The sequence below is a fragment of the Sinorhizobium prairiense genome (assembly GCF_029201645.2).
Classification (GTDB): Bacteria; Pseudomonadota; Alphaproteobacteria; order Rhizobiales; family Rhizobiaceae; genus Sinorhizobium; species Sinorhizobium meliloti_A.
Map to the genome: position 1 here is coordinate 274,251 of NZ_CP104130.1, position 15,744 is coordinate 289,994.

General features: G+C 59.9%; 11 protein-coding genes and 3 pseudogenes. 3 read left to right on the forward strand and 11 right to left on the reverse strand.

Going from position 1 to position 15,744, the window contains the following annotated elements:
- The first annotated feature begins 23 nt into the window (after positions 1-23).
- From N0Q91_RS01350 to N0Q91_RS01360, 3 genes and pseudogenes are all read left to right on the forward strand, one after another.
- A complete protein-coding gene (locus tag N0Q91_RS01350) occupies positions 24-1,904 on the forward strand; it encodes a methyl-accepting chemotaxis protein (RefSeq protein ID WP_275596374.1) in 1,881 nt (626 codons plus the stop codon).
- 663 nt (positions 1,905-2,567) lie between these two features.
- A pseudogene (locus N0Q91_RS01355) lies at positions 2,568-2,720 on the forward strand (iron-containing alcohol dehydrogenase); the annotation flags it as partial.
- A gap of 90 nt (positions 2,721-2,810) precedes the next feature.
- Positions 2,811-3,881: an AraC family transcriptional regulator gene (locus tag N0Q91_RS01360; protein ID WP_275602496.1), complete on the forward strand. Its 1,071-nt coding sequence runs from the start codon at positions 2,811-2,813 to the stop codon at positions 3,879-3,881.
- A 793-nt stretch (positions 3,882-4,674) separates the two neighbouring features.
- On the opposite strand, the gene otnC is transcribed toward N0Q91_RS01360, so the two are convergent.
- From otnC to N0Q91_RS01415, 11 genes and pseudogenes are all read right to left on the reverse strand, one after another.
- The gene (otnC, locus tag N0Q91_RS01365) at positions 4,675-5,316 is read right to left on the reverse strand and encodes a 3-oxo-tetronate 4-phosphate decarboxylase (protein WP_104840843.1); all 642 of its coding nucleotides are present in this window, start codon (positions 5,314-5,316) and stop codon (positions 4,675-4,677) included.
- Positions 5,316-6,589, reverse strand: a pseudogene (gene otnK / locus N0Q91_RS01370) (3-oxo-tetronate kinase). Before otnK ends, otnC begins: the two are co-directional and overlap by 1 nt.
- A 4-nt stretch (positions 6,590-6,593) precedes the next feature.
- Positions 6,594-8,069 (reverse strand): annotated as a pseudogene (locus N0Q91_RS01375) (aldehyde dehydrogenase).
- A 13-nt stretch (positions 8,070-8,082) separates the two neighbouring features.
- Complete coding sequence (locus tag N0Q91_RS01380) at positions 8,083-8,793, reverse strand: haloacid dehalogenase type II (protein WP_275596048.1); 711 nt, start codon at positions 8,791-8,793, stop codon at positions 8,083-8,085.
- Positions 8,793-9,119 carry a putative quinol monooxygenase gene (locus tag N0Q91_RS01385; protein WP_104840847.1) on the reverse strand — a complete coding sequence of 109 codons (327 nt, stop codon included), beginning with the start codon at positions 9,117-9,119 and terminating at the stop codon, positions 8,793-8,795. The genes N0Q91_RS01380 and N0Q91_RS01385 overlap by 1 nt, the downstream gene beginning before the upstream one ends.
- The gene (locus N0Q91_RS01390; protein ID WP_104840848.1) at positions 9,116-10,231 is read right to left on the reverse strand and encodes an isocitrate/isopropylmalate dehydrogenase family protein; all 1,116 of its coding nucleotides are present in this window, start codon (positions 10,229-10,231) and stop codon (positions 9,116-9,118) included. Before N0Q91_RS01390 ends, N0Q91_RS01385 begins: the two co-directional genes overlap by 4 nt.
- 12 nt (positions 10,232-10,243) lie before the next feature.
- A complete protein-coding gene (locus N0Q91_RS01395) occupies positions 10,244-10,954 on the reverse strand; it encodes a GntR family transcriptional regulator (protein ID WP_085026216.1) in 711 nt (236 codons plus the stop codon).
- Positions 10,955-10,964: 10 nt separating this feature from the next.
- Entirely contained in the window at positions 10,965-11,834 is an 870-nt protein-coding gene (locus N0Q91_RS01400; protein ID WP_104840849.1) for an NAD-dependent epimerase/dehydratase family protein, read from the reverse strand.
- Between the two features lie 31 nt (positions 11,835-11,865).
- Positions 11,866-12,807, reverse strand: coding sequence for an ABC transporter permease (locus tag N0Q91_RS01405; protein ID WP_199773443.1), 942 nt, complete (start codon positions 12,805-12,807; stop codon positions 11,866-11,868).
- 28 nt (positions 12,808-12,835) lie between these two features.
- Positions 12,836-14,446, reverse strand: coding sequence for a sugar ABC transporter ATP-binding protein (locus N0Q91_RS01410; RefSeq protein WP_275596049.1), 1,611 nt, complete (start codon positions 14,444-14,446; stop codon positions 12,836-12,838).
- A 50-nt stretch (positions 14,447-14,496) separates the two neighbouring features.
- The gene (locus N0Q91_RS01415; protein WP_104840852.1) at positions 14,497-15,627 is read right to left on the reverse strand and encodes a substrate-binding domain-containing protein; all 1,131 of its coding nucleotides are present in this window, start codon (positions 15,625-15,627) and stop codon (positions 14,497-14,499) included.
- Positions 15,628-15,744: the final 117 nt, after the last annotated feature.

The following is a 15,744-nucleotide window of genomic DNA, read 5'->3' on the forward strand; positions in this document are numbered from 1 at the left end:
AACGACATACAGGGGGCTTTACTATGTCGTTTCTTGCAAATGTCAGCATCAAACTTAAAATGCTTCTGCTGGTGGCGCCGATCTGTGCGATCGGTATCGCCGGGCTGACGTTTGTGTCGCTCAATTATCGGAGCGCTTCCCAGAGCTATGTCAGCTTCATTGCTGAGGACGAGGCAGCGGCTATTCAGATGGCGCGGGCGAGCCAACGTCTTACTGCGCTGAGTTACAACGCGTATCAAGTCATGTCCTATGACACCAAGGATCCGAGCATCAAGAAATTCGCTCTCTACTATGAGAACAACAAGGCGAAGCTGCTTTCGGAACTTCGAGCTGTCAAGCGGTTGGTTCCCGATCATAAGGAGAGCATCGATAAATTCATCTCTGCCGCAAATGGCATTCTCGAGCTGACCAACAAAGCGGTCCAACTGGCACTTAAAGGAGACACCGAAAACGCCAATGCGCTGCTGCGTCAGGCGGACCCGATGATAGCGGATCAGGTTCTTGGTATTCGTGACTGGACTGATAATTTCACAAACGCGATCGATCTCAAGAGCCAGCAATTGGCGAACGGCGCCGACAAAACAAGCCTGTATTCGCTGGTCATCATCACAGGCCTGTTTGCTGTATTACTGGCGGTGTCGATCTTCATCGCCTCCCGGTACGTGACGTTGCCGCTTGTTCGCCTGAGGGATCGAATGATGTCACTGGCGGATGGCAACACGGACGACGAAGTTTCGGGCGAGGAGCGGCGGGACGAGTTGGGAAGCATGGCACGAGCGGTGTCCGTTTTCCGGAGGAACGCTATTGAGCGAGCACAACTCGAATACGAAAGCGAGGTAGTGCGCGACGCAGCGGAAAGAGACCGGCAAACCCGCGAGGTGCGTGACGCGGCCGATGCGGGTGCGGCGAAGCTAGCTGTAAGCACACTTGGCTCGGCGCTTCAGCGGCTTTCGGACGGGGACCTGATCCACAGGATCGAGATACCTTTCAGAATGGATCTGGATGCACTTCGCTTCGACTACAATGCTTCGGTCGAGAAACTCCTTGCGGCGCTGTTGTCAGTGAATCAAAACGCCCGTCTGATCGATAGCAGCTGCGAAGAAATCCGTTCGGCGTCCCATGACTTGTCCAGCAGAACGGAGCGGCAAGCGGCGTCGCTACAGGAAACCGCAACAGCGGTCGGACAGGTCACGTCCGCCATTCGTGACAGCGCCATTCGCGCTGCTGACGCGAAAGTCTTGGTCGCACAAGCGAAGGCGGGTGCGGAGGCGTCTGGTGTCGTCGTTCGGTCTGCGGTCGAGGCAATGCGCAACATCGAAAGATCTTCGGCCCAGATCACGACTATCATTGGGGTCATTGATGAGATCGCCTTCCAGACGAACCTCCTTGCCTTGAACGCGGGAGTTGAAGCCTCCCGCGCCGGCGAGGCGGGTCGAGGCTTCGCAGTGGTGGCTCAAGAGGTCAGAGAATTGGCGCAAAGATCCGCGACAGCTGCCAGGGAAATCAAGCAACTGATTTCAAGTGCAAGCGCACAGGTGGAAAAAGGTGTCACTCTCGTAGATGAGACTGGGAGGAGCTTAGACCAGATTATAGTTGGGGTCGCCGAGATCGATCGGCATGTTGCAGCGATTGCCGGGTCGGCCCAAGAGCAATCCATGACCTTGGCAAACATCAATACTACCGTCGCTTTAATCGATCAGGAAACTCAGAAAAACGCGGCGATGGCAGAGCAATCCGCGGCTGCTGGCAGCATGTTAGCGTCTCAGGCGGAAGAACTTACCGGTCTCTTACAGCAGTTCAAGATTCATCAAACCGTGCCCGAGGAAGACAATCCTCCGGCATCTTACGACGTAGCGAGCGCGGAGGTTGTCGTGTTGGATAGATCGCGCGTGATGGGAGCGTAGGTTGTCGGGGCCGGAGGAAGCGACTAAGCCTCATCCTCGGCGATCAGCGCTTCACAAAATCACCGGTTCTATAAACCGCGTTACCTTAAATGTTACAACGCAACAATACGATCACCAAATAGGAGAGTTTCCCCAGCCTCCTCCCGAGGCGCCTTGGCTGCCGCTGGACAGGTCCCCCGCGGCAGTCCTTTTTTCTCCGAGCATCTCCTCGAGAAGCCGGACTCGGCCATACAAAGGCTTATGTCGCGTCCATCCGGCAGGTAAGGGACGCCTATGAGGCAACTGCAATATGACCGTTTGTCCCTAGAGTTTTTGGTTTCTCAATCAAAAACCAACCAAGCCGCTTCGAACCATAGCGGCGAGAGGATGGTCGTCGTGATCGCTCAAAGTTCCCGTCTGCCTCGCGAAGGCAGCACCTGGGTGCCGCCACACAGGTCCCGGCGGCAGCCACTTTTTGAGGTCGCGGAGCAGCAGACGGTGGCAATGCTCGGGGTGTTGGCCTCGGTCTTGCGGTCGCCACCACGATGGGCTACTCCGGCATGCCTCGTTGCGCCGGCGCTGATCGGCTTTATTGCCGAGCACATTAGCTTTGCTGTCGATTTCACCTGTTTGCCGCTGCTGTTCATCGTCGTCTTGGCTCTGTCGCACCACGCCTTTATGCCCGGGTTGCAACCCCGGCTGCGGGATGTGGGCATCGGCGAAGAGCACCTGGCCGGAATGGCCCGCCATGCGATGAAGCAGACACAGTTGCTCTTGAACAATCCCCGGGAGGTGACCGAGGCGGACGCCCTCTCTATCTACAAGGCGGCCTGGTGATGATGGAACGCAGGGACCTGGCGAGTGATCCGACTACAAGGTATTTCGGAATATTGGGCTGGATCCTCTTGTCACAATGTGAGGCTGAGCATGTCACATTCGCGCCTTGATGGCCCTCGCTTTGGAAGCACCTCCGTCACTCGGAGGAATGGAAGAGAAAATACTATACGGGGAACAGATCCGGATTATCTTTCCTCATTTATTTCGACGCCGCAAAGTTTATGTCAAGGGTCGTGTGCAGTAATTGTGGAGGAGCGAAGCCCGCTGGCGTTTGATTGCAGCTTTATATCGACAGATAAATTCGCGGTGGCTATCTCAAAATACGATGGAAAATTGTCAATCTCGAGGGATGGAACAAGCGACAAAGTACACCTTTTTTTGCCCATTAGTGGGAGTGCACGGTTTAGCTGCTTTCGCGAGAGCATTGTATCAGTTCCTGGTCACGGCACCTTGTTGGAAGGGGAACGTACCTCCAGCAGTATGCAATTCAATGGCTCTCGTCATCACTTGGCGCTTATCGTAGATCGCCAATTCATTCGGAAGCAATTGGCCTTTCTGCTTGACAGAACAATAAGCGGCGACATGCACTTTCAACCTTACGTCAATCTGACGGAGGGAGCCGGCAGTGGATTCATGAACATTGCCATGGAAGTGTACCGCGGTCTGACAAACGATTGCTGGCTGCAGAAATCGCCGATAAGTCTCAATTCCCTGTGTGAGACACTAGGGTATCTCCTTATCGAAAACTGTTCGCATCAATATAGTGACGAGCTTTCGAGACCAGGTCCAGCACCCACACCTAAGCATGTCAAATGGGCGATCGAGTTCATGGAAGAGCACATGTCCGCCCCAATTTCGTTAAACGATATTGCCTCCGCATCGAAGGTGAGTGCACGAGCGCTGCAACAAGGCTTTAAGCAATTCCGCAACACCACGCCCATGTTATATTTGCGCGATCTCCGGATGTCGGCCGTTCATGAGGATCTGCTCCAGACAGGTGAACAGTCCAGTGTTACCGAGATAGCCAGAAAGTGGGGTTTTGCTCACCTTGGGCGTTTTGCTTCTGACTACAAGAGGCGTTTTGGACAGCTACCATCCGAGACGGCCAATGAACGGCGCGGGGTTTGCCGGAGACCCAACTCGTCACAAGACGACGAATAAATCCTCCCAAAGTCTGCGCCCGTGCCGTGCGAATGGTGACGGAGGATCAAGCGAGCATACCTCTCGCTGGGTAGCGATGTGTGCGGGAATTGGCGGAGCGGTCCGCCAGTGCCGCTAAGGACATCAAAGGAATATTGAAACCTCCGAACAGCAGGTAGGCAAAAGGCGTTACTCTGGTTGCCGATACAGGCAAGGCTCAGGCTCGCATCGTGGCCAGAGTGCTGAAATAAATGCGATTGTGTCCGAAATTGCAGCTTCTCCACAGGAATAATCGGTGAGCATTAACGAGGTAATCGCCGCCATTACCAAATTGATCAGTTTACCTAGCAAAATGCCGCAATGGTAGAAGAGTTCACGGCCACAAGTCATACCCTTCCAAGTGCTCCACCTCATAGGCAGGTTCCGGATTGGTGGCGAATTCAATACTCAGCAATTCCATAGCTTACTTTTTAAGTAGGCGGCTTAAGAACTCAGGACCTAGCACTACTTTGGGAGGTGAACGCATTGTTTTCCAAGATGGATTGATGCTGCGCGCTCCGATGAAGGGGGCGCGTCACGGTGGGGTGGCATGAGGTGTTCATGGACTGGCTTCAGCCGTTTCTGGCGCCGCTGGCACAAGCGGCGGCGCGCCGGATGGGGTGCCGTGTTGGGCTGTCGGTCATGGCGAGCTTTGACGTGGGACCCGGGAGTCAGGAAATCAGTTTCGATAAATCCGGACCCTACAGGCGTGCGCCCCCTTCCCAAAAGGAAAATGTCCTCAAACACCGATGAGGCGCCCTCAACGCCCAAGTGTCTAAATGGACTTGGCGAGTTCTTCGCGCTGAGCCGGAGTCAATGGTCTCAGTTCCCGGCCTTGAAGCGTCAGGAACAGTTTCGCGGTTTCCTCCAGCTCCTCAGTCGCGTACTGCGCCTCCTCAAGCGACCTCCCAGCCACGACAGGTCCGTGGTTCGCCATGAGGACGGCGTTGCTTGTCGCGGCGGCCTCCTGTACCGCCGCGGCCAGCTTCTCGTCTCCGGGACGGAAGTAGGGCACCAATGGCAGGGTGCCGACCCGCATCACGTAGTAGGCGGTCAGGGGAGGCAGCGCATCCTTTTCATCGATGTCTTTCAGGATGCTGACCGCCACCGAGTATGTTGAGTGGAGGTGGACAACGGCCTTGCCGTGCGGCCGTGCGCAATACATGCAGCGGTGAAGGAAGGCCTCCTTGGTGGGCTTGTCCCCGCCGAGGTGAACGCCCTCCGCGGAGAAGAGCGAAAGTCGCTCAGGCACGAGGCTTCCGAGCGAAGCATTCGTGGGCGTCATCAACATCCGTCCATCCGACATCTTCACGCTTATGTTGCCGGTCGAACCGGATGTCAGGCCGCGGTCGAAAATGGATTGTCCGGCCCGCACGATGTCGTCGCGGGTCCTGGTTTCCTCGGACAGTGTAGCCATCAGAGTTTGTCCCAGGCGTGGACGAAGAAGTCGGGCGCGCCGAAGTTCCCTGACTTCAGCGCAAGCGAAATCCGGCCGGGCGCCGTCGGTGAGCTGACCCAGGGGACTCCGGGTGCGATCTCGTTTCCAATGTCCAGTTGGTTGATCCCAAGGGATTTCACGACGGCACCCGACGTTTCGCCACCCGCGACGATCAGCTCGGAGACCCCCCTGTCGACGAGTTCCTTGGCGATCTTGGACAGTGCACCTTCGACCATGGTCCCTGCCTCAGCCACCCCGAATTTCGCCTGGTTCGCCTTCACCTGGTCGGGCGCTGCGGTGGCGTAGAATAGGACGGGCTTTTGGCCAAGTCGGTCCTTGGCCCAATCGAGCGCTTCCTTGACGACGTCTTGGCCCCTGGCGAGTTGCTCGACGTCGATGCGAAAGCCCTCATGGTCCTGCAGCATCTTCTCCACCTGGCCGTTGGTCGCGGCAGAGCAACTTCCGGAGATCACGGCGCGGGAGCCTCCCTGCAGGGCTGAGGGTGCCAGCTCCCGCGCCGTCGCCGCACCACCTCCGACCATCGTCCTCGCAAGTCCATATGCGAGACCGGAAGCGCCTGTGAGGAGGGGCGCGTCGTCGAACGCGGCGGCGATGACCTCAAGGTCGGCGTCGTCCATGGCGTCGAGAACCGCGACCCCGTACCCGTCCGCGCGCGCCTTCGACACCCAGGCACGCACCGCGTCGACGCCTTGCTTGACGGTCTCGTGATAACACCCAGCGACTTTGTGCGACGTCTGCGGCGCGAGAACCCGCACCAGATTCGAATCCGTCATCGGAGTGAGCGGATGGTTCTTCATGCCGGATTCGCTGAGCGGGATGTCGCCGACGAAGAGGTTGCTCTTGTAAATGGTGCGGGCGTTCGCCGGGAACGCAGGGCACGCGGTTGTCAAGTCGCCCCCAGCTCGGCGAGCATCGCGTCCAGTACCGGACCGATGTTGCCCCGTTCGGTGGAGTCGAATGTGGAGCAGTATTTGAAGTAGAACTTCGCCGCTCCCCGATGTTGAAGCCAGCGCAAGGCCGCGATGGATTGCGCGACGGCGTCGGATGGATCGATGGTCCTCGTCTTGAGAGCCACCACGATCGCGTCGGCATCGACTTCAAGTTCTTCATTGGGAACGTCGATGAGCACCGTGGTCTTCATTCCGCTCTTGGCGAAAATGCCCGCGACGTCGGTCGCTCCGGTAAAGTCGTCTGCCACGCAGCCGATCAGCAGCTTACGATCCTTCTTCATCCCATCACCTCATGATGAACGGGTTGGCGACACTCTCGGCTGTGGAGATCATGACGCTCTTGGTCTGCAGGTAGTTCTGAATGGACGCCATGCCGTTCTCCCGGCCGATGCCCGAGTGTTTGTAGCCACCGAGCGGTGACATGTAGCTGATGGTCCGGTAGGTGTTGACCCAAACCGTGCCCGCCTGGATGGCAGCCGAGACCCGCAGCATGCGGCGCATGTCCTGAGTCCAAAAGCCGGCGGCCAAACCGTAATTCGTGTCGTTCGCGATATGGATCGCCTCTTCTTCGGTGTCGAACGGAATAACGGCGAGGACCGGACCGAAGACTTCCTCCTGCGCGATACGCATGGAATTCCGGACGCCGGCGAAAATAGTGGGCTCCACGAACCAGCCATTGCCGAGCTCGGGATTGGACGGGCGTCCGCCGCCCAGGAGGCACTCCGCGCCTTCGCCCTTGGCGATGTCGATGTAGCCCAGGATTTTCTCGAGTTGGGGGCGTCGTAACCGGACCGACCTGCGTCGAGGTCGAGAGCGGATCGCCCATCCGGGCCGTTTTGGCGAGCGCTATGACCCTCTCGAGAAACTGATCATGGATTTTGCGTTCGACAAGGAGGCGCGAGCCCGCGATGCAGGTCTGGCCCGTGGCGGCGAAGATGCCCGAAATGACGCCGTTGACGGCGTTGTCTATTTCGGCGTCCGCGAAGACGATGTGCGGGCTCTTTCCGCCCAGCTCGAGCGTGACCTTCTTGAAGTTCCGGGCGGCCAACTCTCCGATCTTGCGCCCCGTGCCTTCGCTTCCGGTGAACGCGATCTTCGCGACGTGTTTATGGGCCGTCAGCGTCTCGCCCAGGTCGGCCCCGAAGCCCGTGACGACGTTGAAGACGCCCGGGGGAAGCCGGCCTGCTCAACGAGCTTGGCAAATTCCAGCGTTGAGGCCGAGGTGAACTCCGACGGTTTCGCGACGAAGGTGTTTCCCGCCGTGAGAGCGGGAGCCAACTTGTAGGACAGAAGCAGGAGAGGGGAGTTCCAGGGCGTGATGCCGACACAGACGCCCAGCGGCTCGTTGCGGGTGTAGTTGAAGGTCTCGGGCTTGTCGATCGGGATGACCGCGCCCTCTATCTTGTCCGCCAAGCCGCCGAAGTAATAGTACCACTGCGGGATATACTTGAGCTGGAACAGCATCTCGTTGATGAGTTTGCCGTTGTCCGTCACCTCGATGCGGGCGAGGCGCTCGGCGTTCTCCGCGATCAAGTCGCCAAGGCGGCGGAGGAGGTGGCCGCGGTCGGTCGCGGTGAGCTTGGGCCAAGGCCCGCTGGTGAAAGCCTTATGCGCCGCCTCGACCGCCCGTTCAGCGTCTTCCTTCGTTCCCTTGGGTATGGCTGCCCAGACGTCCCCAGTATAGGGATTGCGGGTCTCGAACGTCTCGCCGAGCGCCGCGTCGACCCATTGGCCGTCGATCAACATCTTGTAGGTTTGCATTTGCATTTTCCTTCTAGCAGCCAAGCCGGCGCGCCAAGTCTTCGAGGTCGTCGGCGGCGTAGTCCCAATCTTGCTCGGCCTTGAGGTCCGTGGTCTGGCCCGGTCCGTATTCGTTGGGGCGGGCGATGAAGGCGGTCCTGAGGCCAAGCGCGCGCGCGGCCGCGAGGTCGTAATTGTGGGCGGCGCACATCATCACCGCGGACGGTTCGAGGTAGAGCAGTTTGCAAACCCCGAGATAGGTTTCGGGGTCGGGCTTGTAGTGTCGGAAAAGCTCGCACGAAAACACGTTGTCCCACGGGAGGTCCGCATGCTTGGCCATGTTCACCAGGATGGCGACGTTCGCGTTCGACAGCGGGCCGATGATGAACTTCGTCTTGAGGCGGTGAAGCCCACGAGAAGCGTCCGGCCAGCCGTTCAGTCGATGCCAGACCTTGTTGATGTGCATCATCCGCGCCTCATCGAGAAGCGGCAGGCCCATCTCGTCGAACACAGACTTCAACGCGTCGAAGTGTAGCTCGTCGAGGTTCGTCCAAGGCAGCTCTCCCGAGCGCACCCGGGCTTTCTGCGGATTATAGCGGTCGCGCCAGCGGTCGACCACATCGGCCCAGTCGACGTTCAGACCTTGCTCCACGCCCCAAGACGTGAGGTCCGAAATGATAGAGCCACGCCAGTCGACGACGGTGCCGAACGTGTCGAAGACGATCGCTTTGATACCGTCCGCCATCAATTTCCCCCGTTCGGCGCCGCGATGCGCTCAAAGGTCTGGACCTTCTTCTCAAGCACCCATGGTTGGCTGGCTTCGCTGAAGCTAAGAAAGTGCGCCGACTTGAGATGGAAGTCGAAATCCGCTCGGCTCCCGTAAACCTCGTATAGATGGATGCGTTCGGGCTGTTCGGGGTTCTGGCAGACGTCAAACACTGAGCAGCCAGGCTCGTCGCGCAGGGACGTCGTAGCATTCTCCATCATCGCGTCGCGGAATTGGTTCAGGAAACCCCCGCGAACGAGGAATTCCACCACGACGACATAGCCATCGGTCTGCGGGCTGGTCATGCGACCTCCTTCCGGGCCGCGGAGAGCGAGGAGATGACCGATCGGGTCATCTCGGCGCAGTTCGCGTTGCCGCCGTACTCCATGGGGATGGCCAGCTTGGTCGAGAGCGTGTGCTCCACCGCGCCTTCCATGAGGCGAGCAGCGTCCGCAAGCGTCGGTTGGCCGAACTTCGCCGCCAGCCAATCGAGCATCATCGCGGCCGAAAGGAACATGGCGCTGGGGTTCGCGCAGCCCTTGCCCGCAATGTCAGGGGCGGTGCCATGGGCGGGCTGGAACAGGCCGTGTTTGTCACCGATGTCGGCCGAAGGTGCCATGCCCATGCCCCCGATCAGTCCCGCGGCGAGATCGGAGAGGATGTCGCCGAACATGTTCTCGGTGACGAGGACATCGAAGGTCCAGGGCTTCTTGACCATGTTGAGCGCCAACGCGTCGACATAGGCATGATCCTTCGTGAGACCTGGATGGCGGTCGGCCACTTCGTCGAACACCTTGCGGAAGAAAGCCATCGACTGGAAAACGTTCGCCTTGTCGACGCAGGTGACGTTGCCCGGCTTGCCGCGGCGCTTGCGCTGCCGCGCGATGTCGAAGGCGAACTCGGTCACGCGCGCCGTTCCCGACCGCGTGATCTGCATGGTGTCGTAGGCTTCTTCGTCATTCCGGATTTCCCCGCGCCCGCGGGCATAGAACAACCCTTCGGTCTGCTCGCGCACCAATACGAAGTCGATCTGTTCGGCCCGGGGATCGGTCAGGACCCGGGGCAATCCGGGAAACCAGCGAATTGGCCGAACGCCCGCGAAGAGACCAAGCTCCATGCGCAGGTCGAGCTGCGGAATGATTTCCGTGCCATCGGGGAAGCGGATGTCGGGCCAGCCCATCGCCCCGAACAGAATCGCGTCTGACCTTCGGCAGGCCTCGAGCGTCGAGGCGGGCAGAGCGTCGCCGCTTTCGGCATAGTACTGCGCACCCGCATTGTGGGTTTCGAACGCGAGGGCGGGAGCGCCCGCCATTGTCGTGGCGGCGTTCACAAGCTCCAGGCATGCGGGCATGACCTCCCGGCCGATGCCGTCGCCCGGAAGCACGGCGATCGTTAGCGTGTCATTCTTCATAGTCATTTTTCGATCCAATCAGAGATGGTTGAGGCCGAGGCGCTCGAGGAGGTCCAGGAGCTCGCGGCCAGCGCGCTGTCTGTGCTCGCGATGAATGGTGCCCGCCTTCTCGACGTCGCCGGCTCGTATGGCGTTGACGAGCTCCGCGTGGTCGCGCGTGGAGTTCACGGGTTTAGGCCGCATCTTGAGGGTCAGCATCCGGACGCGATGCGCGCGGTCGATGAAGTTGAGCACCACCGACTTGAGCATCTTGTTGCCGCTGAGCTCCAGCAGTTGCTCGTGGAACCGGGCGTCCGCTTGCGCCCACCTGTCGAGATCGTCGCGTTCGAGCGCCTTGTCCATGTCGGCCGTCGCGCGCTCCAAGCCCTTGAGCTGTTCCTCGGTCAGGTGGCGCGCCGCGGCCAGCTCGGCCGCGGTGCTTTCGAGGGACGTCAGGATGTCGTAGATTTCCTTCATGTCCGACGGCGAGACGGGCAGCACACGCATGCCGTGCCGGGGGACGACAGAGACCAGGCCGTCCTGCTGGAGGCGCATCAAAGCCTCCCGGACCGGGGTGCGGCTCATTCCCAACGTGGACGCCACCTCCTGCTCGGTCGCCTGGTACCCCGGCGGCCATTTGTTATCCAGGATCAGCTGACGGATTTTCAGATGGGCCGTAGCAGTCATCGTCTTGGCTGCCACCTCGTCCTTGATCCCTTCGCTCACTTCAATCGCCTTCTCAGCGGCCATCTCGTCCCCCTCAGTACCGCATCGAGCTGACGTACCGACGCCAGCCGTGCTCCGGTTTGTAACCCAGCACAGATTTCGCTTTTTCAATAGAAAGCAACGTCTCGTTCGGGCCGATCTCCCGCTTGAACGGCACGCCGGGATAGAAGCGCTCGACCAGGGTCTTGTTGGGAGTGGTCATCACCCCGTCTTCGTTGGCGATGATGAACACCTCGGCCCCCTTGCCCTCCCATTCCAATGATCTGCGGATCGCCTGTGCGCCATCGCGGGCGTCGATGTAGGTCCACAGGTTGAAGCGGCGGCTGCCGGGATCGTTCTCGAAGTCAGGGAAGGCAGCATACTCGCTTTCGTCCATCACGTTCGAGAAGCGCAGGCAGACGATCTTGAGATCCCTGTCCCAACGGCAATATTGCTTCGCCATCTCCTCGCCCAGGTGTTTCGAGAGCGAGTATGAGGTCTCGGGGCGGGACTCGTATTCCTCGTCGGCGGGGAAATAATCCGGCTTGATAGTGTATGGGATGCCAAGCAGGGTCTCGCTTGAGGCCCAGACCACGTTCTTGATGCCGAGAAGTCTGCACGACTCGAAGACGTTGTAGGTCGACATTGTGTTGATCCTGAAGACGTCTGCCGGTGGCACCCGGCCAGGCATCGGGATCGCCGCGAGATGAACTACGGCTTCGGTCTTGCGGTTGTGATCCCAATCGTAGCCAGTGGTCGCTTCAAGCGTCGCCTTCATATCCTCGAAATCGACCTTCACGAACGGGCAGAGGGCGTCCTTAGGCTCGACAGTATCGGCATTGATAACGTCATGTCCATTTTCGAGAAGGTCCTTTATCGTAGCGCGCCCCAATTTGCCGCTGCCTCCAGTGACAAGAACTCTCATGTGCATTCTCCTTGCAAATTAACTTTAAATCTCAACGTCCGCGCCCGATGGCGACGGCGAGTATGATAAGCATCCCGCGGGCGATCAGCTGCTGGCTGTATTCCAGGCCTCCGAGGATGAGTCCGTTGTTGATGATCCCGATGAGGAGCGCGCCCACGATCGAGCCGACGACCGTCCCCCTTCCTCCGAAGAGGCTGGTGCCGCCCAGCACGACGGCCGCGATCACCGACAGCTCATCGCCTTCTCCGAGCTGGAAGCGGCCGGACTGCAGTCGGCCAGCGTAGAGCATCCCAGCGATGGCCGCAGCCACGCCCGTGATCATCAGCACCTGAAACTTGACGCGCTTCACATTGACGCCGCTGTAAAGTGCGGCGACCGGATTGCCGCCCGCCGCCATGACCTTGCGACCGAACGGGGTCTTGCGGATCGCGAGATGCGCGATGGTGCCGAGAACGGCGACCCAGATCACGAGGACCGGGATGAGTCCGATGTTCCCGGAGCCAAAAGCGTAGATGAAGGTGTCGTCGATGACGGGGACGGGGGAGGTACCGCTCACCCACATGCCGACACCTCTGGCAATGCCCATCATACCGAGCGTGACCAGGAACGAGGGTATGTTGAGGTACGCCGTCAGCGCTCCGTTGATGGCTCCAACGACAAGACCGAGGCAGAGTCCCGCGACGATGCCGAACACAAGGCCATATTGCATCAGGACCATGCCCGCGACCACCGAGGTGAGGCCCGCGATCGCGCCGACCGAAAGATCGATTTCACCCGCCGAGAGCACGAAGGACATGGCCATCGCCATGATAGCGATGATCGCCGTCTGGCGCAGGACGTTCAGCAGGTTGTTCGGAGACAGGAACCCGCGGTCATGGAGCAGGATGGCGAAGACAATGAAAATCACCACGAAGCCGATATAGACGACGTAGTCGCGCCAGTTGCCGTACCAGGGCTTCGATGAAGTGGCCATGACCGGCTCCGCTTTCACGATGGTTGTTTCAGTGGACATTTTGACTAGCTTTCTGGATGGCGACCTGGAGGCCGAGTTCCACGCGGATCATGCTCGACTGCGATTCGTCGCCCTCCGTGGTTGCCCAGGCGTCGATTTCCGATCGGCTGATCTCCCGGGCGAGGCAACCGTTGCTGAGCACCAGTATCCGGTCGCTGGTCGCCAACAGCTCGGCGGGCTCCGACGAGATCACGATCACGGACTTTCCGCTGCTCGCGATGCTCCTGATCAACTCGACGATCTCCGCCTTGGAGCCGATGTCTACGCCCGCAGTCGGCTCGTCGAGGATAACGACGGATGGGTCGGTCGCAAGCCACTTGGCGATGACGATCTTCTGTTGGTTTCCGCCCGAAAGGTTACGGACCTTGTTATCGGCGTCCGGTGTCTTGATGCGCAACCGCGAGATCAATTCCGAGGTGAGATCACGCTCCCTCCGGCGATTGAGGAACGGACCGCTGGCGAGTTGGGCCAATTGCGGAAGGCCGAGGTTGTGTCCGACGGTTAGTTCGATGACAAGACCCTGGTCATGACGGCTTTCCGGCACGAGCACGATACCGGCTTCGATGGCTTCGGCGGGCGACCGGAACTCGAGAGCCTTGCCGTCGAGTTCGACCGTGCCGTCGGCCTTGGCATCGACGCCGAACAGCACCCGCGCCAGTTCGGTCCGTCCGGCCCCCATCAGCCCGGCGATACCGAGAACCTCGCCCCTGTAGAGATCGAATGAGACGTCATTCGGCTTGCCGTGCTTGCCCGAGAGGGAACGCACCTTGAGCGCGGGCTGCGTGCCGCGGTCGATCTCGTGGGGTTTGTACTCGAACCCCGTCACCCGCTTACCGACCATGTTCTGGACGATGGTATCGAGCGTGAATTCCGCGATGTTGCCGGACGTGACGTTCTGCCCGTCGCGCAGGATGGTAATCTCGTCCGCAATCGTCATGATCTCGGTCATGCGGTGGGAGACGTAGACGATCGCAGTGCCGTCCGCCGTCAGTTTGCGCAGCATCTTGAAAAGGATGTCGACTTCCTGCGCGCTCAATGCCGACGTCGGCTCGTCGAGGATGAGGACGCGCGCCTTCTGGGAGATGGCTTTCGCGATCTCGGTTAGCTGCGCCTGCGCGGGGCTCAACTCCGAGACGCGCGTCCTCGGATCGATGTTCAGGTTCAGTTCGCCGATGATCTTGGCCGCGTGCTCGACTTCCCGCCGCTCATCGACCAACAGGGTCATGCGGCGGGGTTCGCGGTTCAGGAAGATGTTCTGCGCGATGGTCAGCGTGGGGATGAGGCTCAGGTCCTGGAAGATCATCTCGATTCCGAGCCTACGGGAGTTCTCCGGGGAGACTGCCGTCAGATGCTCGCCGAAGATCTCGATTGAACCTTCCGTGGGCTTCACCACGCCCTGCAAGATTTTGAGCAGCGTGGATTTGCCCGCGCCATTTTCGCCAATCAGGGCGTGGATGGTGCCCGGGCGAATCGTCAGGCTCACACCCCTGAGCGCGTGGACGCCGCCGTAGGATTTCTTGATGTCGGTCATCTTGACCGCGGCGACATCTCGCGGGGCCGCGCTCGGCGCGTGCATGGGCTGTGTCATGGGCTGTGTCATGGGCTCGCCTCTCAAAGTGGACGGCCGAACAGCCGTCCACTTCTTTCGGATCAGTTCATCGCCTTCACGAGGATGTCGGGAGCCTGGTCGCCGTTCGATTGGGGCCAAGCGTCGATGAGATTGTCGCGCGTCACGGCGAGCGCGGGGAGTACGACATAGGGAGGCGCTTCCTTCCCAAGCAGGGCGTAGCCCGCCAGAATGCCTTCCGCATAGCCCGCGCCGAACGGCCGCTGCGAACCCGTCCCCTTGACGTAGCCGTCCTTGGCCATGTCGAGCGAGATGTTGACGCCGAGGTCGCAGGTGGTGATCACAAGATCGGTGGATGCTCCGGCAGCGCGCGCCGCGGCGAGCACGCCCTCGGTCGGGACGTCCCACACAGCCCAGAGGCCGTTGAGGGTGGGATGGGCCGTCAGCATCGCGGAGGCGATGCGCTCGGATTCGCCAGCGAAGTCGGGGCCGCCGACGCCGCTTTCGTCCACCACCTTGATGTCGGGGAACGCAGCGATTGCTTCCTTGAAGCCCACCACGCGCTCTTTGGTCGCGAACAGGTCGGAAGCGTGCGGGATCAGGCCGATCTCACCCTTGCCGTTGAGGGCTTTGGCCATGAGGAGCGCCGCGACCTTGCCCATGCCCCGGTTGTCGGAGGACACGAGACTCACATAGTCGGCACCCGGCTTCATTCCGGCGGCCGCCTGGTCGAGGAACACGATCTTGATGCCCGCGGCGGCGGCTTTCTTGTAGGCCGCGGCCGTCGCAGACTGCTCCGCGGGGACAGAGATGATGATGTCGGGTTTGAGCGCCATCACGCTCTCGATGTCGGCCACCTGCTGTTCGGCCTTGTAGCCGGCGTCGGTGGTCGCGATGATCTTGATGCCGAGTTCGTCGAGAGCCTTCTTCTGGCCAGCCATCTGGGCTTTGGCCCAATCCGACGCCGTATAGTGCATGACGATCGCGGCCGTCGCGTTCTTGGCCTTGATCTGCTCGATCTCTTCGGGCATCAGCTTGAGGTCGCTCGCGAGGACCGCCTTCTCGCCGTTCGGGCCATCCGCGGGACTATTCTCGATTTCCTTGATCTGCTGGGTGACGTCGATCGCGTAGGCGTTCGGCGCGAAAGACGCGCTCAGCGCGACAGCGGCGGCCATCATAAGACTGCGAATCGACATTGAAGTTTCAATGCTCATATCAATCCTCCCGGGAGCGAAATCGAAATGCGTGACTTTGCATTCGATAATGCATACGTTAATGTATTGCTTGTCGATGTCAATGGGATTTATTTGGAGAGCGGGATAGCGACGAAC

Excerpts from the sequence above, each read along its gene's own strand:
- N0Q91_RS01415 (WP_104840852.1), bottom strand. The coding sequence starts at position 15,627 with ATGAGCATTGAAACTTCAATGTCGATTCGCAGTCTTATGATGGCCGCC.
- N0Q91_RS01410 (WP_275596049.1), bottom strand. The coding sequence starts at position 14,446 with ATGACACAGCCCATGACACAGCCCATGCACGCGCCGAGCGCGGCCCCG.
- N0Q91_RS01350 (WP_275596374.1), top strand. The coding sequence starts at position 24 with ATGTCGTTTCTTGCAAATGTCAGCATCAAACTTAAAATGCTTCTGCTG.
- N0Q91_RS01360 (WP_275602496.1), top strand. The coding sequence starts at position 2,811 with ATGTCACATTCGCGCCTTGATGGCCCTCGCTTTGGAAGCACCTCCGTC.
- N0Q91_RS01390 (WP_104840848.1), bottom strand. The coding sequence starts at position 10,231 with ATGACTATGAAGAATGACACGCTAACGATCGCCGTGCTTCCGGGCGAC.
- N0Q91_RS01405 (WP_199773443.1), bottom strand. The coding sequence starts at position 12,807 with ATGGCCACTTCATCGAAGCCCTGGTACGGCAACTGGCGCGACTACGTC.
- otnC (WP_104840843.1), bottom strand. The coding sequence starts at position 5,316 with ATGGCTACACTGTCCGAGGAAACCAGGACCCGCGACGACATCGTGCGG.
- N0Q91_RS01395 (WP_085026216.1), bottom strand. The coding sequence starts at position 10,954 with ATGGCCGCTGAGAAGGCGATTGAAGTGAGCGAAGGGATCAAGGACGAG.
- N0Q91_RS01400 (WP_104840849.1), bottom strand. The coding sequence starts at position 11,834 with ATGAGAGTTCTTGTCACTGGAGGCAGCGGCAAATTGGGGCGCGCTACG.
- N0Q91_RS01385 (WP_104840847.1), bottom strand. The coding sequence starts at position 9,119 with ATGACCAGCCCGCAGACCGATGGCTATGTCGTCGTGGTGGAATTCCTC.
- N0Q91_RS01380 (WP_275596048.1), bottom strand. The coding sequence starts at position 8,793 with ATGGCGGACGGTATCAAAGCGATCGTCTTCGACACGTTCGGCACCGTC.